Annotated in this window: 26 protein-coding genes; 18 read left to right on the top strand and 8 right to left on the bottom strand. The window is 70.7% G+C overall.

The features are described from left to right. Positions 1–292: 292 nt before the first annotated feature. Both ACQ66R_RS18195 and ACQ66R_RS18190 read right to left on the bottom strand, forming a co-directional pair. Positions 293–1,120: a nucleotidyltransferase domain-containing protein gene (locus tag ACQ66R_RS18195; protein WP_430424182.1), complete on the bottom strand. Its 828-nt coding sequence runs from the start codon at positions 1,118–1,120 to the stop codon at positions 293–295. A 17-nt stretch (positions 1,121–1,137) separates the two neighbouring features. After that, positions 1,138–2,160 (bottom strand): calcium-binding protein, encoded by a 1,023-nt coding sequence (locus tag ACQ66R_RS18190; protein WP_430424181.1) that lies wholly within the window; start codon positions 2,158–2,160, stop codon positions 1,138–1,140. Between the two features lie 370 nt (positions 2,161–2,530). Between ACQ66R_RS18190 and ACQ66R_RS18185 the strand changes: the two genes are divergently transcribed. Then, positions 2,531–2,851: a hypothetical protein gene (locus ACQ66R_RS18185; RefSeq protein ID WP_430424179.1), complete on the top strand. Its 321-nt coding sequence runs from the start codon at positions 2,531–2,533 to the stop codon at positions 2,849–2,851. A 121-nt stretch (positions 2,852–2,972) separates the two neighbouring features. Here ACQ66R_RS18185 and ACQ66R_RS18180 read toward each other — a convergent pair whose 3' ends face one another. After that, on the bottom strand, positions 2,973–3,248 hold the full coding sequence (locus tag ACQ66R_RS18180) for a hypothetical protein (RefSeq protein ID WP_430424178.1): 276 nt from the start codon (positions 3,246–3,248) through the stop codon (positions 2,973–2,975). Between the two features lie 254 nt (positions 3,249–3,502). Here ACQ66R_RS18180 and ACQ66R_RS18175 point away from each other — a divergent pair, with 254 nt between their 5' ends. The 7 genes from ACQ66R_RS18175 (at position 3,503) to ACQ66R_RS18145 (ending at position 7,515) form a co-directional block, all read left to right on the top strand. Beyond that, complete coding sequence (locus ACQ66R_RS18175; RefSeq protein WP_430424176.1) at positions 3,503–4,039, top strand: hypothetical protein; 537 nt, start codon at positions 3,503–3,505, stop codon at positions 4,037–4,039. A gap of 28 nt (positions 4,040–4,067) precedes the next feature. Next, positions 4,068–4,466, top strand: a complete 399-nt coding sequence (locus ACQ66R_RS18170) for a TonB family protein (protein WP_430424174.1) — start codon at positions 4,068–4,070, stop codon at positions 4,464–4,466. Positions 4,467–4,679: 213 nt separating this feature from the next. After that, positions 4,680–5,540 carry a hypothetical protein gene (locus tag ACQ66R_RS18165; protein WP_430424172.1) on the top strand — a complete coding sequence of 287 codons (861 nt, stop codon included), beginning with the start codon at positions 4,680–4,682 and terminating at the stop codon, positions 5,538–5,540. Positions 5,541–5,746: 206 nt separating this feature from the next. Beyond that, the gene (locus tag ACQ66R_RS18160; protein WP_430424170.1) at positions 5,747–5,968 is read left to right on the top strand and encodes a hypothetical protein; all 222 of its coding nucleotides are present in this window, start codon (positions 5,747–5,749) and stop codon (positions 5,966–5,968) included. Further along, positions 5,965–6,420: a TerB family tellurite resistance protein gene (locus ACQ66R_RS18155; protein ID WP_430424168.1), complete on the top strand. Its 456-nt coding sequence runs from the start codon at positions 5,965–5,967 to the stop codon at positions 6,418–6,420. Before ACQ66R_RS18160 ends, ACQ66R_RS18155 begins: the two co-directional genes overlap by 4 nt. 14 nt (positions 6,421–6,434) lie before the next feature. Then, positions 6,435–7,031 (top strand): DedA family protein, encoded by a 597-nt coding sequence (locus tag ACQ66R_RS18150; protein ID WP_430424166.1) that lies wholly within the window; start codon positions 6,435–6,437, stop codon positions 7,029–7,031. 73 nt (positions 7,032–7,104) lie between these two features. Further along, the gene (locus ACQ66R_RS18145) at positions 7,105–7,515 is read left to right on the top strand and encodes a RidA family protein (protein WP_293361778.1); all 411 of its coding nucleotides are present in this window, start codon (positions 7,105–7,107) and stop codon (positions 7,513–7,515) included. A 42-nt stretch (positions 7,516–7,557) separates the two neighbouring features. On the opposite strand, the gene ACQ66R_RS18140 is transcribed toward ACQ66R_RS18145, so the two are convergent. After that, positions 7,558–8,328, bottom strand: coding sequence for a PEPxxWA-CTERM sorting domain-containing protein (locus ACQ66R_RS18140; RefSeq protein ID WP_430424164.1), 771 nt, complete (start codon positions 8,326–8,328; stop codon positions 7,558–7,560). 190 nt (positions 8,329–8,518) lie between these two features. Between ACQ66R_RS18140 and ACQ66R_RS18135 the strand changes: the two genes are divergently transcribed. After that, positions 8,519–8,893 (top strand): VOC family protein, encoded by a 375-nt coding sequence (locus ACQ66R_RS18135; RefSeq protein WP_430424162.1) that lies wholly within the window; start codon positions 8,519–8,521, stop codon positions 8,891–8,893. A gap of 4 nt (positions 8,894–8,897) precedes the next feature. Further along, the gene (locus ACQ66R_RS18130; RefSeq protein WP_430424161.1) at positions 8,898–9,176 is read left to right on the top strand and encodes a hypothetical protein; all 279 of its coding nucleotides are present in this window, start codon (positions 8,898–8,900) and stop codon (positions 9,174–9,176) included. A 183-nt stretch (positions 9,177–9,359) separates the two neighbouring features. On the opposite strand, the gene pdeM is transcribed toward ACQ66R_RS18130, so the two are convergent. Together pdeM and ACQ66R_RS18120 are read right to left on the bottom strand one after the other, a co-directional pair. Beyond that, complete coding sequence (gene pdeM, locus ACQ66R_RS18125) at positions 9,360–10,019, bottom strand: ligase-associated DNA damage response endonuclease PdeM (protein WP_430424159.1); 660 nt, start codon at positions 10,017–10,019, stop codon at positions 9,360–9,362. Between the two features lie 224 nt (positions 10,020–10,243). Next, a complete protein-coding gene (locus tag ACQ66R_RS18120) occupies positions 10,244–12,841 on the bottom strand; it encodes a ligase-associated DNA damage response DEXH box helicase (protein WP_430424158.1) in 2,598 nt (865 codons plus the stop codon). Positions 12,842–12,933: 92 nt separating this feature from the next. On the opposite strand from ACQ66R_RS18120, the gene ACQ66R_RS18115 reads away from it, so the two are divergent. The 3 genes from ACQ66R_RS18115 (at position 12,934) to ACQ66R_RS18105 (ending at position 16,880) form a co-directional block, all read left to right on the top strand. Next, the gene (locus ACQ66R_RS18115; protein WP_430424156.1) at positions 12,934–13,677 is read left to right on the top strand and encodes a methyltransferase domain-containing protein; all 744 of its coding nucleotides are present in this window, start codon (positions 12,934–12,936) and stop codon (positions 13,675–13,677) included. Between the two features lie 5 nt (positions 13,678–13,682). Continuing rightward, positions 13,683–14,960, top strand: a complete 1,278-nt coding sequence (locus ACQ66R_RS18110; RefSeq protein WP_430424154.1) for a C69 family dipeptidase — start codon at positions 13,683–13,685, stop codon at positions 14,958–14,960. A 93-nt stretch (positions 14,961–15,053) separates the two neighbouring features. Continuing rightward, complete coding sequence (locus ACQ66R_RS18105) at positions 15,054–16,880, top strand: DUF885 domain-containing protein (protein WP_430424151.1); 1,827 nt, start codon at positions 15,054–15,056, stop codon at positions 16,878–16,880. A gap of 289 nt (positions 16,881–17,169) precedes the next feature. On the opposite strand, the gene ACQ66R_RS18100 is transcribed toward ACQ66R_RS18105, so the two are convergent. Beyond that, positions 17,170–18,444, bottom strand: coding sequence for a cytochrome P450 (locus ACQ66R_RS18100; RefSeq protein WP_430424149.1), 1,275 nt, complete (start codon positions 18,442–18,444; stop codon positions 17,170–17,172). Between the two features lie 251 nt (positions 18,445–18,695). Between ACQ66R_RS18100 and ACQ66R_RS18095 the strand changes: the two genes are divergently transcribed. The 4 genes from ACQ66R_RS18095 (at position 18,696) to ACQ66R_RS18080 (ending at position 23,875) form a co-directional block, all read left to right on the top strand. Next, a complete protein-coding gene (locus ACQ66R_RS18095; protein WP_430424147.1) occupies positions 18,696–20,999 on the top strand; it encodes a penicillin acylase family protein in 2,304 nt (767 codons plus the stop codon). Between the two features lie 84 nt (positions 21,000–21,083). Next, the gene (locus ACQ66R_RS18090; protein WP_430424145.1) at positions 21,084–22,076 is read left to right on the top strand and encodes an SDR family NAD(P)-dependent oxidoreductase; all 993 of its coding nucleotides are present in this window, start codon (positions 21,084–21,086) and stop codon (positions 22,074–22,076) included. Between the two features lie 88 nt (positions 22,077–22,164). Next, positions 22,165–22,983, top strand: coding sequence for a carbonic anhydrase (locus tag ACQ66R_RS18085; RefSeq protein ID WP_430424143.1), 819 nt, complete (start codon positions 22,165–22,167; stop codon positions 22,981–22,983). Between the two features lie 112 nt (positions 22,984–23,095). After that, the gene (locus ACQ66R_RS18080) at positions 23,096–23,875 is read left to right on the top strand and encodes a hypothetical protein (RefSeq protein WP_430424142.1); all 780 of its coding nucleotides are present in this window, start codon (positions 23,096–23,098) and stop codon (positions 23,873–23,875) included. Positions 23,876–24,027: 152 nt separating this feature from the next. Here the strand turns inward: ACQ66R_RS18080 and ACQ66R_RS18075 are convergent, their stop codons facing one another. Continuing rightward, entirely contained in the window at positions 24,028–24,654 is a 627-nt protein-coding gene (locus tag ACQ66R_RS18075) for a PEPxxWA-CTERM sorting domain-containing protein (RefSeq protein ID WP_430424140.1), read from the bottom strand. Positions 24,655–24,822: 168 nt separating this feature from the next. Here ACQ66R_RS18075 and ACQ66R_RS18070 point away from each other — a divergent pair, with 168 nt between their 5' ends. Continuing rightward, positions 24,823–25,431, top strand: coding sequence for an RNA polymerase sigma factor (locus ACQ66R_RS18070; RefSeq protein ID WP_430424138.1), 609 nt, complete (start codon positions 24,823–24,825; stop codon positions 25,429–25,431).

Raw genomic sequence — 25,431 nt, 5'->3', positions numbered from 1 at the left:
GGCGGGAGGGAAGCGCCCCGCTTGACGGGTCCGCGCTGACCGTGATTCAACGTCACCACGCCAAGAGGGGCCGGGCCGTTGCCGACCCGACCCCTCAAGGCTCGGAAGCTGCCCCGACCTTCAGGGACTGCGAGCTGTGTCGGGATCGGACCCCGGCACAGCCCCCCGAGGGCTGCAGAGCCCCCCGTGACATGACCTCGATAATTTGCTTCGCGAAGCGGAGTCGAGTCGAAGTTATCCACAGCCCTGTGGAGTAATGGCGGTTCCTGTGGAGCAAGGCGCCCTGACGAACTCAGCCCGCCTCCTCCACCCGTTCCACCACGCTCCGGTAGAACGCAGCCGCCTCGGCGCGCGCCGCGTCGGTCGGCTGGGCCCGGCCCGTCTCGAACACCTGGCGCGCCAGGTCGAACTCGGTGTCGATGAAGGCGGCGACGGTGGGGCTCAAGGGGGCGGCGCCCAGTTCGTGGGTCTGCGCCTTGGCGGCCAGGAGGGCGTCGACTTCGGCGGTGAGGGCGGCGGGCGGGTCGCATTCGGCCATGAGGGTGGGGAAGTGCATCGGGGCCGTGGCCTGGTCGGGGCGCTGGCGCAGCCAGCGCAGGGCGGCGGCGGGGCGCAGGGCGTAGAAGATCTTCTTCTGGGGCACGCTCTCGCCGTCGCCGAAGTAGACGCGCCGCTGGCGCTCGCCCAGGTGGAGGTAGTGGCGGCCGATGGCGTCGCGGGTGGCGACGCGGCGGGCGAAGTCGGTGAAGGCGTCGCGGAAGCGGGGGTCGGCCCGGTAGATCACGGGCGAGGAGAGCCACTCCAGGATGACGGCGTTGCCCTTGAGCAGGAGGCGGATGGCCTTGGCGAGGTCCCAGCCGTTGACGTCGAGGATGGCTTCCGGCGGGAACTCGATGACATCGCGGACCGGCCAGGGCGTGAGGTGGGCGCCGGGCGGGCGGACGTAGACGAAGCGGCCGTCATAGTCGCTGTCGGGCGAAGGGAAGCCCCAGGCGCGGCTGCCGCTCTCGACGGCCAGTGGGATGTGGACGCCGTGGGTGGCGGTGATCTCGTCCAGCAGGGCGTCGATACGGGCGACGGCGGCCGGGTCCATGCCGGCGGGGATGGCGCGCAGGGTCATGGTGGGGCGCCGCGACCTCAGAACCCGAAGATCCAGCCGGGCGTAACCGTGCTGAGTTGCACGCCCACCAGGATCATCTGGCCGCCGCCCGTCATGCTGATCACCGTGTCGGCGCCGACCTGGGCCAGGGTGTACTGGGTTCCGGGATCGAGCTGGACGCGATCGCCCTGGGCCTGATTGAAGTCGGTGACGCGGTCGACGCCGGCCTCACCGAAGCTGTGGAAAGTGTCGGCGCCGGCGTCGCCGGTCATGGTGTCGTCACCGCGGTCGCCCGAGACGTAGTCGTCGCCGTCGCCGCCGCGGACCACATCGTTGTCCTGGCCGCCACGGATGATGTCGTTGCCCTCGTCGCCGTAACAGGTGTCGGCGCCGAGGTTTCCGTAGACGAGGTCATAGTCGGCGCCGCCCGAGAGGCTGTCATTGTCCTTGCCGCCGACGACCCAGTCCTGGCCCAGGCCGCCCTGGGCGGTGTCATTGCCCATGTTGCCGTTGATGTCGTCGAAATCGAAGCCGCCCGAGATGAAGTCGTCGCCGTCGTCGCCGCGGAGGTAGTTGGCGCCGCCGCCACTGTCGGTGATCCGGTCGGCGCCTGCGCCGCCGCTGACAGTGTCGGAACCTGCGCCGCCGTCGACATCGTCATTGCCCGCCGCCGCGGAGATGGAGTCGTTGCCGCCGTAGCCGCGGATGGTGTCATGCGCGTCCAGGGCGATGAAGGTGTCATCGCCGGCGAGGAGCTCGGCGCGGAGTTGGGCGTCGAAGGGGGCCAACTCGGTGAAGCGCGCGGCCGAGACGTTGAGGCCGGTGATCTCAAGACCGCGAAATCCGACAATGAGGATGCGGTTGATCACGCCGCCAGAGAAATGTCGGGTTACGTCGTAGGTGAAGTCGGTCCCGTAGAAACGGATGAAGTCCGGCGTGGTGAAGTAGTCGGCCTCGGTGGCGGTGATCCGCGTGGGGTCGCCGACCAGATAGTTGTAGCCCGAGACCCGCTCCAGCCGCGAGAAGAGACTGTCGCTCTGGTGATAGGTGATGACGGCCAACGCGAACTCCACTGAAAGCTGAGCTTTGCCTTAGGACAGGCTTTGCGCGTGCGCCAGTGGGCGGCGGCTGTCGCAGGCTCGGAGCCTGGGGCTCGCCCCCTCCACCACCCGCTCTTCGGCCTGCGGCCTCGGAAGTTGCGGGGACACGATACCCACCCCCCGCCCAGCGGCCACACCGCGCCCTTCATCCCATGGACGGAGTTTGCCTGGGGGCTGAGCCGTCTCAAGGACGACGCCGCAGGCGTCGCCGCGGTGCGGTCGCGCCGGAGGCGCGATCCTTGACACGGCTCAGCCCCCAGGCTCGCAATCAACCATGGGATCGAAGGACGCCTCCCTGCCCTGTCGGGCAGCGGGGCGGGAGGGGCTGGGCGTGGTCGTCTGCAAGGAACTGACGGAACAGCCGGAGCCGTTCGACATGCGGTTCATGGGGCCACGCGGTCGGTACGAACTGTCGTTCAGGCCAGGTGAACGGCCGCAGGTCGAGGTCGCCGGCCTGGGCGGCGGGTCGCTGGTCTGGTGGGTGGATCGCTCAGAGCGGCGCGACGGCGGCTGGGAGCTGAGTGGCCTGACCCATGCGACGAAGCCGATCTGGGGCGACGTCTACTGGTTCATCATCCATACCGCCGGCGAACGACGGGTCGAGTATTGGGGCGACCGGGTGATTGTCCGGACCGATCTGGCGGTGTCGTGACCCCCTCACCTCCCCCGCGAAGCGGCGGGAGGGGGACCGGTCGCCGAGGGCGGCGCGAGCCGACCGTAGAGCGATGGGTGGAGGGGGCGGGCGGCCGGCAGGGCGTTTGTCAGCGGTTGATTCACCGCGGCGGAGGGGGAGCCTGCTGGGATCGCGACAAGCGTTGCCCCAGGCGGACGAGCGCGAGCTGCGCCCAGGCGCCGAAGTAGAAGAGCAGCCCCATAAGGAGGAATGGCAGGGCGCGGCGGTACGGAACGCCGTCGAACAGGACGCCATAGGCGCCGGCGCCAAGGAGAAACGTCGCCACAGCGCAGAGACAAATCGCGTTGAATTGCGCGATATGCGGCGCCATCCGCCCCCAGGCGCGCGCCCGTTCCTCGTTGTAAGGCGGCTTCATGCGGCCTCCGGATTGCGGGCCAGCTTTTCCCGATCAGCCGGTGGAGTCCAGCCTCGGAGCCTGAGGCTCGCCCCCTCCACCACCCGCTCTTCGGCCTGCGGCCTCGGCCGGTGGTCCCCCTCCCGCCGCTGCGCGGGGGAGGTAGGGGCCCAGGCGCCGCCTCGCGCCCGTCGCTCGCGCAGGAGACGCTGGACGGCGGGCTGCAACCCGGCCAAGGTGGCGGCGGCGCAGGGTGCGCGCATGGGGGGACTGCCTTGAAATTGCAGAAGATCGTGGCCCTGGCGGCTGCGTGGTCGCTGGCGGTTGGGACGGCGGCGCTGCCGGGGGCCGCGGTGGCCGCGACGGTGAAGATTCCGGAGGGCACCGAGTTCACGGTCCGGCTCGAGGAGTCGATCTCGAGCAAGCACGCGCAGGATGGCGACCGGTTCACGATCAGCCTGGACGATGACGTGAAGCTGGCGGACGGGACGGTCCTGCGGGCCGGCTATCGTGGCGTGGGCGAGGTGGTCGACGCGCGCAAGAGCGGCATGCTGGGCAAGACCGGCAAGCTGGCGATCCGCCTCGTCTACCTCAAGGTGGGCGAGGAGCGGATCAAGCTGCGCGCACAGCGCGGATCGCAGGGGTCGCACAATACCGGCGTGCAGGTGGCGAGCCTGCTGCTGCTGTGGCCCGCCCTGCCCTTCATCAAGGGGAAGAACACCTCGATCCCCAAGGGCACGATGATGACCGCGTTTGCGGACGTGGACACGATGTTCGAGGCGCCGCTGCCGCCGCCGCCGAACGAGATGTAGGCGGGGGGCGGGGGCAACCGGCTTGGGCATGACCTGGCGCACCCGGCTCGGGGCCGCCCTGCTGCTCGCCGCGCTGGCCGTGGCGCCGGCGGGGCAGGCGCAGGTGGAGGTTTCGCCGGAGCGGCAGGGGGAGGTTCCCGTCGACCGGCCGTGGTTCGTCTGCCCCGGCAAGCCGGACAGGACGCTGCGGTACTATCCGGAGAAGGCCCGGCGGCGGGAGGTCGAGGGCTCGGCGGTGATCCAGTGCCGGTTCCGGGCCGACAGCCGCCCCGAGGCCTGTGTGTGGATCCGGGAGTCCGAGCCCGACTACGACTTCGGGCCGACCGCCGAGCGGATGGGGTGTCAGTTTCGGATGCGCCCTGAGGGCGAGGCGGCCGGCAAGCCCTTCGTCGGCCAGATTCCGCTGAGGTTCAGACTGCCGCGGTGAGCGGGGGTTGGCTGGGGCCTGAGCGGAAGCCCCCTCCACCGCCTTCGGCGGTTCCCCTCCCCCTGCGGGGGAGGAATATGTTCTGTGTTTGTTCTTGCATTTGCGCGCAAATTGGGGTAGGGTTCGGGCAGGGTTCGGTTTTGCGCCTTGGGGCGGGCCGGGCCCTTTTTCGTGTCTCATCCTCCTCATCATCAACATCTCAAGGAGCGGCGCATGGCGGCGAAGGGCCAGGGCGTGATGTCGCGGCGGCTGGCGGGGCCGTCGGGGCGCAAGGTGTTCTATTCGGCGGCGGTGGCGCGCCGGGTGCTGGAGCGGGTGGAGTCGGGCGAGGCGCTGCGGTCGATCTGCGCCGATCCGTCCCTGCCCCACCGCTCGACGATCACGGCGTGGATCCAGCGGCTGCCGGTGTTCGCGGCGAAGCTGCACCGGGCGCGGACGGCGGCCGGGTGGCACATGCGCGGCGGGCGGAAACCCCGGTGGGACGAGAGCCTGGCGGCCGAGATCTACTATCGGATGAGCGAGGGCGAGAGCCTGACCGCCATCTGCCGCGACCCGCAGATGCCGTCGTTCAACACGGTGTGGAAGTGGCGGCTGCAGTATCCGGCGTTCGGCGAGGCCGTGGCGCTGGCGCAGCGGATGCAGGCCGAGCGGCTGTGCGACGAGGGCTGGGAGATCGCCTGCGCCGTAACGCCCGAGACGGCTTACGCGACGCGGGTGAAGCTGGGCCAGCTGCGGTGGACGGCGGCGGCGCTGGGGCCGAAGCAGTTCGGCAAGACGCGGCCGATGACGACCGAGGCGGCGGACGCGGAGGCGCGGGCCGAGGCGGCCCGGGCGGCGGCGGCGGCGAACGAGCCGATGGCGGTGCTGCACCGTCACTTCATGGTCGAGGAGCGCGAGGACGGGATGTGCCGGGTGGTGACCTTCTGTCCCGATCCGCAGACACGGCAGCTGGTGCGCGAGCCCAATCCGGGGCCGTGGGAGCGGCCGACGGCGGCCTGGTTCGGGGTGGGCACGGATCGGGCCGAGGCCCGGATCAAGGGCCACAACCTGAAGGGCCTGGCCGGGGACGCCTGAGGCGGCGCGGCGCCTGGATGCGCGCGGCCCTCTTGCATCTTTGCGAACGGTTCCCAGATAGGGGGTGCGGGCCGGGCCCCTCTGGCGACCTGAATGAGCAGGTCGTGATGTCGGATCGCAGCAGGCGCGTCGTCGCCGGCTGGTCGCGACGTTCCCCCTGTTCGCGATCCTGGCGGCGGCGCGCCTCTCACGAGAGAGGCATTGCCATGAGACGACACCCCCACAACATGCCGCGCGACGAGCGCGAACGGGCCCTCGAACAACAGATGGCCGTGGACCTGATGATGGCCCCCTGGGCCTGGACCATGGCGCCCCTGTGGGCGTGGTGGGCCGATCCGCCCTCGCCGCCGCGCTGGCCGGCGCCGGACGCCCGGATGGAGACCCGGACGGACGATCGACTGGGCGACTTGGGGGACGCGCGCCGGTGAGCCTGACCCCCGCGTCCCTGGACGCCGCGCCCCTAAAGGCCGCCATCGCCGATCTTCGCGCCCATGCCGACACCGCGCACGTCGAGGCCCTGGCCTCGGCGTGCGCCATCGTGGCCTATGCCGACGGCTGGGTGACCGGCGCGGAACGGCGCGCCATGCTGCTGAAGCTGCAGGGGTTCGCCCTGGGCGCCGGGCTGGATCTGGCCGCCACGGCGGACGCCTTTGACAAGGTGACCGGGGCGTTCGACCGCGACCCCGACCTGGCCGAGAGCGAGGGCCTGCGCCGCCTGCGGGCGGTGGCCGGCCGTGACGCCGCCTACCTGGTCGACATCGCCTGCGCCATCGCCGACGCCGACGGCGGCTTCGACGCCGCCGAACGCGAGGCCGCCCGCCGGATCAGCCGGGCGCTGGGGCTGAAGCCGGCCCGGTTCGGGCTGGACGAGGCGCGGTAGGGCGCACCGGCGGCATGTTCGATTTCATCCTGGGCGCCATCGTGGCGGGCGGGCTCGTCGGCGTTCTGCTGCTGATGTTCGCCGAGAACATCCTGCCCCCGATCCCGTCCGAGGTGATCATGCCGCTGGCGGGGTTCGCCGCGGCGCAGGGCCATCTGAGCTTCGCCGGCGTCGTGGCGGCGGGGACGGTGGGCGCGGTGGCGGGGGCCTATGTCTGGTACCTGGCGGGGCGGCGGATTCCCGAGGCCGCGTTCGCCCGCTGGATCGACCGGCACGGACGCTGGCTGACGCTGGACACCGCCGACCTGGAACGGTCGCGGGCGTTCTTCCGGCGGCGCGGGGCCGTGGCGGTGTTCGCCGGCCGGCTGATCCCGGGCGTGCGGACGCTGGTGTCGGTTCCGGCCGGTCTGATGCGCATGCCCGGCGGCGTCTTCTTCGTCGCCACGACCCTGGGGACGGCGCTCTGGACCGCGCTGCTGGCCGCCACCGGCTATGTGCTGGAGCACGAGTATCGCCGCGTCGAAGCCTGGCTGGATCCGGTCTCGACCGCCGTGGTCGCGCTGCTGGTCGGCGCCTACCTGTTTCGCGCGCTGCGGCGGCGGCGGAGCTGACGCCGCTCCGACGGAAGCGGACCTTGCCGGAGCGCCCCCGGCCGCGTCTGATGGGGGCGGACGGAGGAACGCCATGAGCGATATCGAGTACCGGGCCGTGCTGCCCGAGGGGTGGCCGCGGCCGCGGGGGTTTGCGCAGGCGGTGAGTTCGCGGGGCGCGACCACGATCCGGGTCTCGGGCCAGCTGGCGCAGGTGGGCGGCGCGGCGGTGGCCGAGGGGCTGTCGCTGGGCGAGCAGTGGCGGCGCGCGCTGGGCAACCTGGTGACCGTGGTGCGGGCGGCGGGCGCCGACATCCCCAACATCGTGCTGCTGCGGGCCTATGTGACCGACATGGCCGAGTTCAACGCCGGCGGCGCCGAGGTGGGCGCGGCCTGGGGCGAGACGCTGGGGCGGCACTTTCCGGCGATGACGCTGGTGGCGGTGAGCGGGCTGGTGGACCCGAACGCGCGCGTGGAGATCGAGGCCGAGGCCGTGCTGCCCTGAGCATGGGGGCGCGCCGGCCGGCGCGCCCTGCGCGGCCCGGCGTCAGGCCGCAGCCGTCCGGCGGCGGCGGAGCGCCGCGCCGGCGAGGCCGAAGCCCGCGATCATCAGAGCCCAGGCGCCCGGCTCGGGCACGCCGCCGGTGGTGACGAGCGGCGCGTCGTAGACCAGGTTGTCGTAGCCCAGGCCGCCGGGATCGGTGGTGAAGACGGAGACGCCAGCGATATCCTTGAGACCGCCGGCGCGGGCGAACCCGAAATTGCCGAAGGGGGCGACCGTGATCCGCTGGATCAGGGCGCCGCTGGTGTTGAAGAAGTCGAGCGTGGTCTGGCCCGGCCCCCCGCCGTAGAGCTGCTGGAAGCCGAAGTAAGACACGGGCCCCGAGAACATCACCGCGAAGGCGCCCTCGCCGTAGCCGTTGGGATGCGCACATCCGCGGGCGCCGCACGGGATGAGGTTGTGGGTTAAGCCGTCATTGCCCACCGCCTGGTTCTGCGAGGCCGCGCCGGCCACCAGGGTGAGCGGGCCGGTGGGCGCGCCGGACAGCACGTCGAGCAGGCCGTCAGGGGTGAAGGCGTCGGGAACGGTGGTGAGGGTCTGGCCCTGGAACCGCTCGCCGAACGTGGCGCCGCGCGAGGTGAACAGGCCGTTGTAGACCGTGCCTGGATAGCCCGAGGCCGCCACGTCCTCGAAGTCGATCACCGTGTTCCCGGCGCCCGTGTAGGCCACGATGTCGATGGCCGCGGCGCTGGCCCCGCCCGACAGCCCGATGCCCGCCGCCAGACCCAGCGCCGCAGCGAAACCCCTGATACGCATGCAATTCCCCATGACTGAACTCGGGGCGCACCCATTCCGGCCCCGTCTCGATCTACCGCCGCCGCGGCGCCGGCGCGTCCCCCGAATGGGGGTCTGGCGGACGCGCGGCGGAGAGGCTCACCCAGGGGCAGATTGACCGGCGGGGCGGGGCGGCCTGAAGTGCCGGCCGTTTTCGAGGAAGGGCGCTTCAATGTTCTCGCACATCATGGTCGGCACCAGCGATCTGGACCGGGCCAAGACGTTCTATGACGCAGTGCTGGGGGCGCTGGGCGTGCCGCCGGGCTTCGTGGACCGCCACCGCGTGTTCTGGCGCACGCCCACGGGGGTGTTCGCCGCCTCGCTGCCGATCGACGGCCAGCCGGCGACCTTCGGCAACGGCAGCACCATCGGCTTTGCCTGCGCCGACTCGGCCCAGGCCGATGCGTGGCATGCGGCGGGCGTCGCCAACGGCGGGACGACCTGCGAGGACCCGCCGGGCGTGCGCGAGGGGCCGACGGGCAAGATGTACCTGGCCTACCTGCGCGATCCGGACGGCAACAAGCTGTGCGGCCTGGTGCGGATGTAGGGCCATGACGGGGGCGCTGGGACCGTTGATGGCGCTGATGCTGGCGCAAGCGGCGGTTCCGGCCGCCACCGCGCCGGCGGCTCAACCTGAGAAGGGCGAGCCGGCGAAGACCGAGGCTGTGACGCCCGCCAAGGCCGAGAAGCCGAAAAAGGTGTGCGTCCAGGAGACCCAGCTGGGCAGCCATTTCAAGACGCGCATCTGCGCCACCCCCAAGGAATGGGAGCGCCGCCGCGAACGCGACGCGGACGTGCTGTCGCGCGGGTCGGACAGACCGACGCAGTAGGCCTGCTCCCCTCCCCCTTGCGGGGAGGGGTCGGGGGTGGGGGTGCGAACCTTCGGACTCTGAGCCGACACCCCCACTCCCAACCCTCTCCCCGCAAGGGGGAGAGGGCTCCGCCTCAAGTGCCGGCCATATCGATAGCCCTCCCCGCAAGGGGGAGGGGAAAGCGCGGCATGTGGAGAAGACCTAGTCGTCCGCGAGGTTTCGCCAGCCGACGGCGCGGACGCGGGCGGGGCCCAGGGCGCCGGCCAGGGGCGAGCGGGCGAAGAGACCCGCGAAGGCGGCGTCGCGGATGTTGAGGCCGCCGGCGTAGGCGCCGAAGGCCGGCAGGATCACGCGCTCGCCGTCGGTGACGAAGCAGCGGCGGCGCACGCTGCCGCGGGCGGCGACGACGCGGGCGGCGGGGTGCAGATGGCCGGCCACCTCGCCGAGCCGCGGGCCGGGCTGCGGCTCGTGGCGGAAATCGAGGCCCTCCAGCGCGATCTCGTCGGCGGTCTCGCCGGGCAGATGGCGGGGGCCGTCGGCGTCGTGGTTGCCCACCACCCAGATCAGGCGGCGGCCGTCGGCCAGCCCGGCCAGGCGCGCGCCATCGTCGGGGGCCAGGCGGTCTTCCGACCGGCGGTCGTGGAAGGTGTCGCCCAGCAGCACGACGGCGGCCGGCGAGAGCGCGACGACCTCGGCCTCGAGGCGGCGCAGGGTCTCGGCGGTGTCGTAGGGCGGCAGCAGCTGGCCGCGCGAGGCGTAGGCCGAGCCCTTCTCCAGGTGGAGGTCGGCCACCACCAGGGTGCGGCTGGCGGCGAGCCACAGGGCGCCCGAGGCGCGGAAGACGACGGCGGTGTTGCGCACACGCAGGCTCAGGCCGCCGCAGGGGGACGCGGCGAAGCTGTAGGGCTGTTCCCCTCCTCTCCCATTGGGGGAGGGGGACCGGCCGAAGGCGGGTGGAGGGGGCGTGTCGGCGGGCTCAGCGGCCGTGGCGAAGCCCCCTCCACCATGCTGCGCATGGTCGCCCTCCCCCAATGAGGGAGGAGATTCGGAGCTTACGCGGACGTCGTTCACTGGGTGGGGAATCCTTAAAGTGTAGCTTGGGCGATGAGATCGGCTTCCGCGTCGGCCAGGATCATCTCGCGGGCGTCGCCGGGCGAGCGTTCCTTGCCGATCTCCAACAGGATCGGCACCGAGAACGGAGACAGGTGGTCGAGGGCCGCGTGGCGGATGCGGCCGGCGATACGCTGCAGCATGTCGCCCAGCCGCGCCACGTCGATGAGGCCGGTCGCCGCATCATCGCGCGCGCAGCGCAGCAGGAGGTGGTCGGGCTGGTGGCGGCGCAAGACGTCGTAGATCAGGTCGGTGGAAAAGGTGACCTGGCGGCCGGTCTTGGCCTCGGCGCCCGGGAAGCGGCGCTCGATCAGGCCCGAGATGATCGCGCAGCCCTTGAAGGCGCGCTTCATCATGAAGCTTTCCTGCAGCCAGCTTTCGAGGTCGTCGCCCAGCATGTCCTGGTCGAACAGGGCGTCGAGGTCGACGCGGTCCATCGGCTCCAGCGCCCAGATGGCCATGGCGTAGTCGTTGCAGACGAAGCCCAGCGGGCCGATGCCCAGGCGCTCCAGCCGGCGGGTAAGCAGCATGGCGAGCGTGGTGTGGGCGAGGCGCCCCTCGAAAGGATAGCAGACCAGGAAGTGGCGCTTCCTGTGCGGGAAGGTCTCGAGCAGCAGCTCGTCCTCGCCGACGATCAGGGACTTGTCCTTCTGGACCTCCAGCCATTCGCGCACGTCATCGGGCAGGACGGCCCAGTGGCTCTGGTCGAACATCAGCTGGCGCACGCGCTTGGCCAGGTAGGTGGAGAGCGCGAACTTCGAGCCGCCCCAGGACGGCATCTTGGGGTCCTTGTGCGCGGCGGGACTGACCAGCACGTCGAGGTTGGTGATGCCCACCAGCGTCCAGACCTGGCCCGCGAAGACGAAGGTGTCGCCGGGATCCAGCATCTCGAGCATGCCCTCCTCCACCTCCCCGATCTTGCGGCCGCCGCGTCCGCCACGGGCGGCGATGCGCACCGCGAGCATGGCCGGCGAGACGATGGCGCCGACGTTGAGCCGGTGCCGCTGGGCGATCTGCAGGTTGCGGACGCGCCACTTGCCGTCTTGTCCCTGCACGATGCGTCGGAATCGGTCGTAGGTTTTCAGCGCGTAGCCGCCGGTGGAGACGAAATCGACGACCTGTTCGAAGTCCTCCCATGACAGGTCGCGGTAGGGCCCGGCCGAGCGGACCTCGTCGTAGAGCTCGAGCAGGTCGAAGGGCTCGGAGACCGCACAGCCCATGACGTGCTGGGCCAGGACGTCGAGGGCGCCCACCCGGGGCGGGTCACCGTCGAGGCGGTTCTCGGCGATGGCCTCGCGGGCGGCCTGGCACTCCAGCATCTCGAACCGGTTGGCGGGCACGAAGAGGGCGCGGGACGGCTCGTCCAGCCGGTGGTTGGCGCGGCCGATCCGCTGGACCATGCGCGAGGCGCCCTTGGGACTAGCGAGCTGGATGACCAGGTCGACGTCGCCCCAGTCGATGCCGAGGTCGAGGGTGGAGGTGCAGACGACCGCGCGCAGCTCGCCGCGGGCCATGGCGGCCTCGACCTTGCGGCGCTGTTCGGCGGCCAGGCTGCCATGGTGGAGCGCGATGGGTAGGCCGTCGTCGTTGATCTTCCACAGCTCCTGGAAGGCGAACTCGGCCTGGAAGCGGGTGTTGACGAAGATCAGCGCGATCTTCGAGCGGCGGATGACGTCGTAGACCTCGGCCATGGCGTGCTGGGCCGTGTGGCCGGCCCAGGGGACGCGGCCTTCAGAGAGCAGGACATCGACGATGGGCTCGGCGCCCGGGGGGCCTCTCACTAGCGCAATGGAGTGAGGGCCGTGGCGCGCCAGCGCCCCCTCCACCCCTTCGGGGTCCCCCTCCCCCGCACGCGGGGGAGGAACTGGAGCGACAAGTTCCTCCCCCGTGGCAACGGGGGAGGTGTCGGCGAAGCTGACGGAGGGGGCGTTGGGGCCGTGCGAGGCCATCCAGGTCTGGATCACCTGGGGGTCGTCCACGGTCGCGCTGAGGCCCACGCGGCGCATGTGGGGCGCGAGCTGTTGCAGGCGGGCGAGGTCGAGCGCCAGCAGGTCGCCGCGCTTGGAGGCGTGCAGGGTGTGGATCTCGTCCAGGATCACGCAGCGCAGGTCTTCGAAGTAGAGGCGCGCCCCTTCCCAGGCGCAGAGCAGCGCCAGCTGTTCGGGGGTGGTGAGCAGAATGTCGGGCGGCTTGACCCGCTGGCGCTGGCGGCGCGCGATGCCGGTGTCGCCGGTGCGGCTCTCGGCCACGATCGGCAGGCCCATCTCCAGGATGGGCGCATTCAGATTGCGCTCGACGTCGACGGCCAGCGCCTTCAAGGGCGAGATGTAGAGGGTGTGCAGGCCGCGCGGGCTGTTGGCGGGCGGCCGCTCCGCGATCTCGATCAGGCTGGGCAGGAAGCCGGCCAGGGTCTTGCCGCCGCCGGTGGGCGCGATCAGCAGGGCGTCCTGCCCGGCGCGGCCCTTGGCCACCATCTCCAATTGATGCGCACGCGGCGCCCAGCCGCGGCCGGCGAACCAGGCCTGGAACTTGGGCGGCAGGAGATTGGCGGAAAGGCCCGCGGCGTCGGCCATGCGAGGCGCTATAGCATGTTCCCGTTTGGTTTCACCCCCGCTCAACGAGTGGGGGCTGGCGCCGACGCGCGTTTTCGGCTGGAAAGGGATCGATGCGTTTCGGTCTCGTCACACTCCTCGCAACATTGCTGATCGCCGCCTGTTCGTCGCAGGTGGAGGGCCCGGCTGCGCAGGCCGCGCCGGTGAAGCGGGATGCGGCGGGGTTCCCCATGCCGGACCGGCCGGTGGCGGGGATCGTGGCGGCCGAGTGGTCGAACGGGCCCGACCGGGATGCGGCCGATGAATCCGGGCAGCTGATCCGGAAGCTGGAGATCAAGCCCGGAATGGCGGTGGCCGATATCGGGGCCGGGTCGGGCTACCACACGCTTCGCCTGTCGCCGGCGGTGGGCGACACGGGCGTGGTCTATGCCGAGGATATCGTCGAGGCCTACCTATCGGGCCTGAAGCGCGAGGCCGAGCGACGCAACCTGAAGAACGTGAAGATCGTGGTGGGGACGCCCGACGATCCCAAGCTGCCGGCGGGCGCGGTGGACCGGGCGGTGCTGGTCCACATGTACCACGAGATCGAGAGCCCCTACGCCCTGCTGTGGCGGCTGGGCGACGCGCTGAAGCCGGGCGGTCGCGTGGGCGTGATCGACCTGGACCGGCCGACCAACAGCCACGGCACGCCGCCCGCGTTGCTGAAGTGCGAGTTCGAGGCGGTGGGCTACAGGCAGCTGTCGAACACGCCGCTGGACGGCGGGATCGGCTACATCGCCATCTTCGAAGCGCCGGTGAAGCGGCCCAAGCCGGCCGAGATCAAGCCCTGCAAGGCGCCGCCGGCGCCGCGGTCTTAAGGCCCGTGTGCGACACCCTCACCGCGATGGCGGCGGCCACGCAGCGGGGCGCGGTGCTGTTCGCCAAGAACAGCGACCGTGAGCGGAACGAGGCGCAGGGGCTGGAGCTGTCGCCGGCGCGGGTGAACGCCGAGCCGACGGTGCTGAAGGCGACCTACATCACCCTGCCCGACGCGCCGCGGACCTATGCGTGCCTGCTCAGCCGCCCCTTCTGGATGTGGGGCGCGGAGATGGGGGTGAACGAGGCGGGCGTGGCGATCGGCAACGAGGCGCTGCATGCGAAGACGCCGGCGCAGCGGCGGCGCGCGCTGATCGGCATGGACCTGGTGCGGCTGGGCCTGGAGCGGGGCGGCACGGCGCGCGAGGCCCTGGATGTGATCGTGGGGCTGCTGGAGGCGTACGGCCAGGGCGGCGACTGCGGGCACCTGGGGCGGTTCTACTACAACAACGGTTTCATCATCGCCGACAGCGCGGAAGCCTATGTGCTGGAGACGGCGGGCCGGTCCTGGGTGTGGGAGCGGGTGCGCAACGTACGGGCGCTGTCGAACGCCTACTCCATCGGCGCCGGCTATGACGGGATCAGCGCCGACCTGGACCGGGGCGCCGCCTATGACGTGGCCGCCAGCTTGATCGACGAGGCGCGCGATGCGGTGAGCTTCGGACGCGGGCGGTGCGCGCGGGGTCAGGCGCTGCTGGACCGGACGGCGCCCGCGCTGACGCCGGCGTCGATGATGGCGATCCTGCGCGACCACGGCGACGAGGCCGACTGGAGCCCGGCCAACACCGCTCGGCGGACGATCTGCATGCACGCCTCGACGGGCGCACGGCGCAGCCAGTCGGTGGGCTCGATGGTGAGCGAGCTCAAGGCCGGACGCAGCGTGCACTGGGTGACCGGCACCTCGGCGCCCTGCATCAGCCTCTTCAAGCCGTTCGTGTTCGGCGCGCCCGCGCCCGATTTCGGAGCGGCGCCGGGCGAGCGGGCCGACGGCTCGCGATGGTGGCGGCACGAGGCATTGCACCGGTCCGCCCTCGGCGACTTCTGCGCGGCGCTGGCCGAGATCGCGCCCGAGCGGGACGCGCTGGAGGCGACTTTTCTCGCGCGGATCGATGCCGCGGGCGACGGCGACCTGGCGGCGGCGGTGGCGCTGTGCTGGCGCGAGGCGGACGCGGCGGAGGAGCGCTGGCTGGCGCGCCTGTCGGGACGGCCGCCGGTGGAGCCGCCGGCGCACCGCCGCAGCTGGGCGCGGCTCAATCACGTGGCGGGACTGCGCGGGGGCGGCTGAGCCCCCCTTCCACCCTTACCGGGAATTCACTTCGGAGCGCGGGTGCGGGCCACTAAGCCTGCGTCACACAATCGCTTCGGGGTTACGCCGCCAATGTTCCGCACCGCCTGTTCCATCCTGGCGCTGAGCGCCGCGCTGATCGCCGCGCCCGCGCTGGCCCAGGCGCCGGCCGCCGCCGCGCCCGCGCCGGCCGCCGCGCAGTCCGAGGACGCCCGCCTGGCCGCCTTCTTCCAGGCCGCGTTCCTGGAAATGGCGCGGATGAGTCCCGAGACCCTGACGCAGCTGGGCATCAAGCAACGCTACAACGAACTCGGCGACTACACCTACGAGGGCCAGAAGAAGCAGGTGGACGCCGGCGCCGCGCTGGTGGCGCGGATGAAGCGCGAGTTCGACCGCGCCAAGCTGTCGCCCAGCTCGCAGCTCTCGTACGACCTCTTCGAGAAGACGGCGGCGATCCAGACCGTCCAGCTCAAGTGGTACTGGCAGAGCTATGCCGTGAGCTCGACCGGCAGCGCGCTGGACAACCTGCCGGTGCTGCTGATCAACGCGCACAAGGTGGCCAGCGCCGCCGACGCCGAGGCCTACATCGCGCGCCTGAAGGCGTTCGAGCGGGTGGCGGGCGAGGTCTCGGACGACATCGACCAGCGCACGGCCAAGGGCTTCCTGCCGCCGGCGTTCGTGTTCGGCCGGGTGATCCCCGACGCCCAGAACCAGATCAAGGGCGCCCCGTTCGACGGCGGCGCGGACCATCCGGTCTGGGCCGACTTCAAGGCCAAGGTGGATGCGCTCAAGATCGACGACACGGCCAAGGCCAAGCTGAAGGCCGACGCCGAGGCGGCGCTGAAGGGCGAGTGGAAGCGCGGCTATGATCGCTACATCGCCGCGCTGACGGCGATGTCGAAGACGGCCACCACCGTGACCGGCGTCTGGGCGCTGCCGCAGGGCGACGCGTTCTATGCCGACATGGTCGCCTTCTACACGACCACGCCGCTGACCCCGGACCAGATCCACGCCACCGGCCTTTCGGAGGTGGCGCGCATCCGCAAGGAGATGGACGCGATCCGCGTGAAGGTGGGCTTCAAGGGCGACCTGGACGCGTTCCTGACCGAGGTGCGGACGAACCCCAAGTTCAAGTACCCCAACACCGAGGCCGGCAAGCAGCAGTACCTGACCGACGCCAAGAAGATCATCGCCGACTACATGGCGGTGGCGGACAAGCAGTTCTCCACCCTGCCCAAGCAGGCGCTGGAGGTGCGCGCCGTCGAGCCGTTCCGCGAGAAGACCGCGTCCACCGCCTTCTACAACCAGGGCACGCCCGACGGCTCGCGGCCGGGGATCTTCTACGTGAACCTGTCCGACATGACCCAGGTGTCGAAGGTGCAGCTGCCGGCGATCGCCTATCACGAGGGCGCGCCGGGGCATCACTTCCAGATCGCGCGGGCCCAGGAGCAGGCCGACCTGCCGCTGTTCCGCCGGTTCAGCTATCAGGGCGCCTATATCGAGGGCTGGGGCCTCTACGCCGAGAAGCTGGGCAAGGAAGCCGGCTTCTACCAGGACCCGTACGACGACTTCGGCCGCCTGAGCCTGGAGATCTGGCGGGCCGCGCGCCTGGTGCTGGACACCGGTATCCATCACAAGCGTTGGACCCGCGACCAGGCGATCGCCTACATGCGCGCCAACACCCTGAGCTCGGACCTGGATATCGCCCGCGAGATCGATCGCTACTTCACCACGCCGGGCCAGGCCACCAGCTACAAGATCGGCCAGCTGAAGATCCTGGAGCTGCGCGAGAAGGCGCGGAAGGCGATGGGGCCGAAGTTCGACCTCAAGGCCTTCCACGAGGTGATCCTGGCGGCGGGCCCGCTGCCGCTGGACGTCGTGGAGAGCCGCGTGGACGCGTTCATAGCGGCGGCGAAGTAGCGTGGTCTGGCGAACCTTCTCCCCTTGCGGGAGACGGTGTCGGCCGCGGGCGGAGGGATGAGGGGTCGCGCTGGGCCGTCCAGCTCAGAGCGCGCCGCCAGCGCTGTCTCGTTTGACCACGAACCACACGAACGACACGAACGCGACCAAGCTTTCGAGGCCCGCGCGAGCCGCAAGTTCCGTTCGTGTGGTTCGTGTGGTTCGTGGTTGAACCCATCGGCGCTGACGCGCCATCGCGGGTTGAAGGCCGGCGCAGCCCCTCATGCGGCCTGCCGCGCCGGCGGCGCGTCTAGTTCCGCTTGGGGATGATCACCGGGAGGGTTTCGTAGCCCTTCACGAAGGTGGAGAGCGAGCGCTTGGGTTCGGCGGTGACGACGACTTCCGGGAAGCGCTTGAGGATCTCTTCCCAGATGATCTGGAGCTGGAGCTCGGCCAGGCGGTTGCCGACGCAGCGGTGGATGCCGAAGCCGAACGAGATGTGCTGGCGGGGGCGTTCGCGGTCGATGATGTAGGCGTTGGGGTTGTCGATCACCGTCTCGTCGCGGTTGCCCGAGACGTACCACATGACGACCTTGTCGCCCTTGCGGATGGTCTTGCCCTGGAACTCGACGTCCTCGGTGGCGGTGCGGCGCATGTGGGCGAGCGGGGTCTGCCAGCGGATGGTTTCCGAGACCATCGAGGAGATCAACTCGGGGTTCTCGCGCAGCTTCTTGTACTGGTCGGGGTTCTGGTTCAGCGCCAGGATCGAGCCCGAGATGGTGTTGCGGGTGGTGTCGTTGCCGCCCACCGTCAGCAGCACGACGTTCCCGAAGTACTCGCGCGGCTCCATGTTCCGGGTGGCCGGGTTGTGAGCCAGCATCGAGATCAGGTCGCCGGCCGGGGGCGCATTGACCTTCTGGTTCCAGAGGCCGGTGAAGTAGGCGTGGTACTCGCCGAAGATCGCCATCTTCTGCTCGAGGGATTCCACGATGCCGCCGGGCATCGGCGCGGCGGTGACCACGTCGGACCAGTAGGTGATCTTGCGGCGGTCGGCCTGGGGCGCGTCGAACAGGGTGGCCAGGGTCATGGCCGTGAGTTCCTTCGACACGAGGTCGACCCAGTCGAACTCCTCGCCGATGGGCAGGCCGTCCAGGATGGCGGCGGCGCGCTCGCGGATCTGTGGGGCCATGGCGTGGAGGGCCGGCGGCGCCACGCCGGGCGAGACCACCTTGCGCTGGATGTCGTGCTTGGGCGGGTCCATGGCGATGAACATCGGCAGCGGGTCCATGTTGGCCTGGCCGCCGGCGATGGTGATGCCGCCCTTCATGAAGTCGGACGAGAACCGATTGTGGTCGGTGTCGATCGCCATGATGTCGTTGTACTTGGTGATCGACCAATAGGGCCCGAACTCGTGCTCCTCGGTGTAGTGGACCGGGTCCTCCTTCCGCAGGCGCTCGAAGATCGGCCACATGGCGTCGGCCTGGAACAGCTCGGGCTGGGCCGGATTCAGCTTCTCGATCGGCAGCGACCAGGCCTCGGCCTTCGCCTGTTCCTTCGTGATCTGCGCCACGTGTCCGTCGGCCATCGAAGAGTTCCTCCCGAGATTCCCGACAGTGAACGCCGATCAGGAACGTTTGACCAGGGGGAAGGCGCGGGTTCGTTCTCACTCTTCTGCGAATCTGCAGAGGCCCGCGGCGAACTCGCGGATGGCGCCGCCTTGGCGGGAAGCGCAGCCTCGCCGATCCGACACGCGCCCGGATGTACTGCGGCTTCCAACCGCGCCGCCGCGGGCCTAGCCTGAGCGCAACCGGTCGGACAGATCGGACGGGGGAAGCGATGAAGCGTGCTGCACTGACGATGCTGGCGGCGTGGCTGGCTGGAGTTGCGGGCGGGGCGGCGGGCGGGGCCGCGGCGGCGGAGACGCCTTACCGCGCCGAAGTGTTCCGGACCGCCTACGGCGCGCCACATGTGGTGGCCCGCGACTATGGCGGCCTGGGCTACGGCGCCGGCTATGCGGCGGCCCAGGACAACTATTGCGACTTCGCCGAACGGATCATGACGGTGCGCGGCGAACGCGCGCGCTATCTGGGTCCCGGCGACAAGGACGCGAACGTCGTCAGCGACATCTATCACCGGGGCCTGATCCAGTCGGGACGGCTGGAGAAACTGCTGGCGGGCGACGTCCCGGGCGGCCACAGGCCGTCGGCCGATGCGCGGAGCCTGGCCAGGGGCTTCATGGCCGGCTTCAATCGCTATGTGGCCGATGTGGGCGCCGACAAGATTCCGGACACCCGCTGCCGTGGCGCGGCCTGGATCCGCCCCTTCGACGAGACCGACTACTGGCTCACCGTGATGGCCGGGCAGCAGCCGACCCTGATGGCCGGCGTGGCGGGCGCCGCCCCGCCCGGCGTTCCCGACCTGGCGGCGCCGCAGGGCCCCGCCCCGCGCTCGCCCGTTCCCGAGGGCCAGGGCAGCAACGCCTATGCGCTGGGCCGCGAGGTGACGAAGTCGGGCCGCGGCGTCCTGCTGGGCAATCCGCACTATCCGTGGGACGGCATCAACCGCTTCGTGCGGATGCACTTCATCATCCCGGGCAAGCTCAACTTCGTGGGCGCGGGGCTCCAGAACAGCCCGTCCATCGGCATCGGCCACAACGCTCAGGTGGCGTGGACCCACACCGTCTCGACCGCGCGCCGGTTCGGCCTGTTCGAGCTCACGCTCGATCCGAAGGACCCGACGGCCTACCTCTTCGAGGGCCAGGCGGTCCCCATGCAGCGCATGGACGTGACCATACAGGTGAAGACGCCCGAGGGGCTGAAGCCGGTCACGCGGACGGCCTATTCGACCCGCTTCGGCCCTGTGGTGGAGACGCCCACCAACCCCTGGACCAAGGAACGGGCCTTCGCGCTGCGCGATGCGCCCGTCGACCTGCGGGGGCTGGATCAGTACATGGTCATGTGGCGCGCCAGGAGCGTCTACGAACTGCAGGCGGCGCTCAGCCGCTTCCAGGCCGCGGGCTTCAACACGACCGCGGTGGACGCGAAGGGCAAGGCCTTCTACGGCGATATCGGGCCCCTGCCCTTCGTGACCGACGCCAAGGCCGAGGCCTGCGCGATCTCGGAGACGGCGCGGACATCCTGGAAGACGCTGCGCATCCCGATCCTGGACGGGTCGAAGGCGGCCTGCGACTGGGACAGCGACCCCAAGGCGGCGACGGCGGGGATCTACCCGCCGCAGGCGCTGCCGCAGATCTTCCGAGACGACTTCACCTCGAACTCGAACGACAGCTACTGGCTCACCAATCCGAAGCAGCCGCTGGAGGGCTTCGGACGCATCTTCGGCGAGGAACGGACCGAGCGCTCGCTGCGGACCCGCCTGTCGCTCAAGCTCATCGAGGATCGCGTGGCCGGCGTCGATGGCCTGGGCGCGCCGAAGTTCGACCTGAAGACCGTGCAGGGCGTCCTGTTCAACAACCGCAACCTGGGCGCCGAGCTGACCCGTGACTCCCTCGTGGGCCTGTGCCGGCGCGCCGCGGCGGGCGCGAACCCGGAGCTGGCCGACGCCTGCGCCGCGCTCGCGGGCTGGGATCTCAAGCTCGACCTGGACAGCCGGGGCGCGCACGTCTTCCGCCTGTTCGCCGAGAAGGGCGGCCTGCGCTTCAAGGTCCCGTTCGATCCGAAGGATCCGGTGAACACCCCGCACACCCTGGACGTGGACGACCCGCGGGTGCTGAAGGCCCTGGTGGACGCGGTGGCGCAACTCCGCGCGCTGAACATCCCGATGGATGCGCCGCTGCGCGCCGTGCAGACCGAGCCGCGGGCGAATGGCGAGCGCATCCCAATCCACGGCGGCCCGGGTCCGGAGGGCATCTTCAACGTGATCACGCCGGTGAACCTGGTGGCCGAAAAGGGCTGGACCAAGATCCGCCACGGCTCGAGCTGGATCATGACCGTCGAGTTCACGCCCAGGGGTCCGGTCAGCCAGGGCGTGCTGTCGTACTCCCAATCCAGCAACCCGGACTCGCCGCACGCGGCCGACCAGACGCGCCTCTATTCGCAGAAGGGCTGGGACGACCTGCGCTTCACCGAGGCGGCCGTCCGCCGGGACGCCGTCTCGAGGACGATGCTCGTCGGGCGCTGAACGGGGCCGTTGACGTCGGGTGACGGATTACGTCGCCGTCGCCCGGCGCTATCGTCGCCCCAACGAAGGACAGGGAAGAGCGTCATGAAGGATTTCGCGGGCAAGTTCGCGGTGGTCACGGGCGGCGGCACGGGCATGGGCCGGGAGCTGGCGCGCCAGCTGATCGCCGAGGGCTGCAGCGTGGCCATGTGCGACGTGTCGGACCGCGCGATGCAGGAGACCATCGCGCTATGTCAGGCCGACGGGATCCCGCAGGGCGCCAGGATCACGGCCCACATCGCCGACGTGTCGGACGAGCAGGCGCTGATCCGCTTCCGCGACGAGGCGGCCAAGCTGCACGACACCGAGAAGCTGCACCTGCTGTTCAACAACGCCGGCATCGGCGGCGGCGGGTCGATCGTGACCGACGACCGAGGCGAGTGGGAGCGGACGTTCAACGTCTGCTGGGGCGGTGTCTACTATGGGGTGCGCACCTTCCTGCCGATGATGCTGAACGCCGATGAGGCGCACATCGTGAACACCAGCTCGGTGAACGGCTTCTGGGCCAGCCTGGGCCCCAGCGTCTCGCACACGGCCTATGCGGCGGCGAAGTTCGCAGTGAAGGGCTTCACCGAGGCGCTGGTCACGGACCTGCGGCTGAACGCGCCGCACATCAAGTGCTCGGTGGTGATGCCGGGGCACATCGGGACGATGATCGCGGGCAACTCGCGAAAGGTGCTGCGCGGGACCGACGACAGCACCCTGGCCGCCGACGAGATCGCCCGCGCACGGGCCCGAATGGCCAAGATGGGCGTCGACACGAGCCAGGTCCCCGACGCGGCGATCCAGGCGATGGCCGACGAGCAGGCGCGGCGGTTCCTGGAGAACGCCCCCACCACCGCGGCCGAGGCCTCGAAGATCATCCTGGACGGGGTGAAGGCCGAGCGCTGGCGGATCCTGGTGGGCGACGACGCGTACAAGATGGACGCCCTGGTCCGGGCCGATCCCGAGCAGGCCTACGAGCCGGCCTTCTTCGAGGTGCTGGCCAAGGAAGTGGGCTGGCAGCTGAACGGCATCGCCGCGAACAAGGCGGACTAGATGTCGCAGGTCGCCGCATAACAGCGTCACCTCATCTTAGGGTTTTTCAGGCCTGATCCCGGCGAAATTTCATCACTGGGATCGTGACATGACCGACCTTCATCGCCGCAAGCTGATCCTGGCGCTGGGCGCAGGCCTGGTCGCCGTGCCGGCCTATGCCCTGGCCGAGGGCGGCGTCGAGCACGCCGAGGGGGCGCCCAAGCCGCGTCCCAAGCGCAAGCCGGTCGCGAAGAAGCCCGCGGCCGCTGCCCCGGCCGCCGAGCCGCACGCGGCCGCGGCCCACGACGCCGCGCCTTCGGTCCCGCCCGAAGAGGCGATGACCCGTCTCATGAGCGGCAACGCCCGCTACTGCGCAGGACTGTCGGCGCACCCGCATGCGAACGCCGTGCGCCGGATCGAGGTGGCCACCGGACAGCATCCGTTCGCGGTGATCCTGGCCTGCGCCGACAGCCGGGTCGCGCCCGAGCTGATCTTCGACCAGGGCCTGGGCGACCTGTTCGTCGTGCGCGTGGCCGGCAATGTGGTCGATGACGCGACCCTGGCCTCGATCGAGTACGCCGTGATCCACCTGGGCGCGACCCTGATCATGGCCCTGGGCCACGAGCGTTGCGGGGCGGTCAAGGCCACCGCCGAGGCCCTGGCGGGCCGCGGATCCCCCGACGACAAGGACACGCGCATCGGCGCGCTGGCCGCCCTGATCGCGCCGGCCGTGCGCGCGGTGCCGACGGGCGCCGCCGATCCGCTGGATGCGGCGGTGTCGCTGAACGCCGCGCACGCCGCGGCCGAAGTCTTCGCGGGCTCGCCGCCCCTGCGCAAGCGGGTCCTGGCGGGGTCGTTGAAGATCGTCGCCGCGCGCTACGACCTGGATGACGGTCGCGTGTCGCCGACGAAGTCGCAGCCCGTTTAGCGAACGCCCGTCCTGGCGGGAGGCCGCTCCGACGCGTTCGGCGAGGCCATCCGCAACCGCGACGCTCTCCCGACGATTAAGCATCCGAGGGACCGCTCGCGAGGACTAAGAGATGGCGTCAGGCGACGATGCGCGCCCGCTGGGGGGATTCCACAGCTATGCCGACGACACGCCGCGGGACGACGTCGCGGACGAAACGCCTGTAAAGGCCGGCTGGTCGGACACGCCGGCGTGGCGACGCGCCGAGGCGCCGCCCGAGCCGCGTCTTTGGCGGTCGCCGCTGGTGGCCGGTTGCGCCGTCGTCGCCCTGCTCGCGGCAGGGGTGGGCTGGGCCACCCTTGGATATCCTGGGCGACCTCCCGCGCCGGCGCAGCCGCCTGAGGTCGAAGCGCCCGCGCCGTCGCCCTTGCAGGTGGTGATCGCCGAGCCCCCCTCGCCCGCCCCGCTCGCCCCGGCCGCCGAGCGCCTGGAGGTGCTGCCGCCGCCGCAGATGAACGCTGCCGCTGAGGGCGCGCCGCCGGCGCGGATGGTGATCCCGTCGCCGCCGCCGGAAGCGGCCCTGCCGCGCGAGACGCCCAGCGCCGCGGCTTCCGCGCAGGCGGCGGGGGTGCGCACCGCCCCTGAGACGAGCCGGTTCGACGCGTGCGCCGACGCGCCCACGCCGGCCTACGAGATGGTCTGCAGCGACCGATGGCTGGCGCAGGCGGACCAGCGGATGAAGCGCGCCTATTCCGCGGCCATGGCGGCCGGCGTGCCGCCCGAGGCGTTGCAGCGGGACCAGGAAGACTGGCTGGCCGTGCGCGAGGACGCGGCGCAGGTCTCGCGCCGGGCCGTCGCCGACATCTATCGCCAGCGCACGCGTGAGCTGTTCGCCATGGCCGACGACCGGTAGCGAAGCGGGGCCGTGTCGCCCTCTGGGGATATGCAAGGCCGGGCGTCGTGGACGACCGACCCCTGGGGTTGGGAGACACGGCCCCTTTCCGCCCGACCGACGCCGCGGGAGGGTGACCGCAGCGCGCACCAAGGCCGGACGAATATGGGCGGCTAGAGAGACAGGGACGCCGGAAGGGAGCGACGGCGCAGGAGCCCGCCGGCGAGGCCGAAGCCGGCGATCATCAGCGCCCAGCTCGCGGGTTCGGGAACGGCGGCCGACAGGGTGGTGTTGTTGGGGGCGAAGTCGCTGATCTGATTGTTGTTTCCCACGCCGTTGCGGGGCCAGATGTTGAAGCCGTACTCGCGAGCCGCGAAGCCGGTCGACGGCAACCGGGCCAGGGGCACCATCACGGTCAGGATGTTGCCGAACACGGCGACCGTGAGCGCATTGCCGCCCACCGCGGCCGCGCCGGTCTTCTGGACGACGATCACCTGGTTGAAGATCACGTCCGGCGCGCCGATGGCGGCGAACGGACGGATCGCGCCCGTGCCGGTATTGACCCCGATGGCGTAGAGCCCGGGCCGCTTGGGATCGATGTCGCCGGCCATAGCGGCGGTCAGCCGGAACGCGTCGGCGGCCGTGTCGAATGAGACATTGAAGCTGATCACATTCAGGTCGGCGTCGTGGGGCCCCGCATAGGTGGGCAGGAAGTCGCCCATGGCGTCGGTTGTGGTCGCCGCGTGGGCCGGGGCGGCCAGGGCCAGGGCGGCGCCCGCGGCCAACAGAACTCTACGCATCTGGAATGCTCCTCAGAACGGGTGAATGGTCGCGGCGCCACCAGCGGGTGGCCTATGCGGCGTTCATCCCGTCCCGACGGCTTGCGGTTCACGGTCGGAAAAAATTCTCCGGGCTTTGAACCGATGGCCGCGCGGGCGGCATAGATGGGGGAATTTCAGAGGGGACCCATGCTGCGCGGGGGTGGTCAGACGAGCCGGACAGAGAGCGGGACGGTTGCGCCGTTCGCGCTGGACGAGGCGCGCCTGATCGCCCGGATCGCGGCCACGCGGGACCTGCGGGCCTTCGAGCAGCTGTACCGGATCTACCACCCGCGGCTGACGCGGTTCATCTCCAACATCCTTCGCAAGCCGCAGGCGGTGGAGGAGGCGCTGAACGACGCGCTGATGGTCGTGTGGCGCAAGCCCGAGAGCTACAACGGGACCAGCAAGGTCTCGACCTGGATCTTCGCCATCGCCTACCGGGTGGCGCTGAAGGCCCGCTCGCGGCTGGACGAGCCGGTGGAGGACCCCTGGGCCGAACTGCGGCCCAGCGGGGACGTCGGCCCCGAGCAGGAGCTGAGCCAGCGCCAGACCCAGGAAATCCTGGCCGCCGCGATGGGGCGGCTGTCGGCCGAGCACCGGGCGGTGGTGGACCTGACCTACTTCCATGAGGCCGGCTACAGCGAGATCGCCGAGATCCTGGACTGTCCGGTCGGCACGGTGAAGACGCGCATGATGCATGCGCGCAAGCACTTGAAGGGCATGCTGGCCGGACGGCTGGCGGCGGACGGCTGGTGA

The sequence above is a fragment of the Phenylobacterium sp. genome (assembly GCF_965284355.1).
GTDB lineage: Bacteria > Pseudomonadota > Alphaproteobacteria > Caulobacterales > Caulobacteraceae > Phenylobacterium.
The sequence above is the reverse complement of the archived record's forward strand: the minus strand, read 5'-3'. Positions and strand labels throughout refer to the sequence as shown.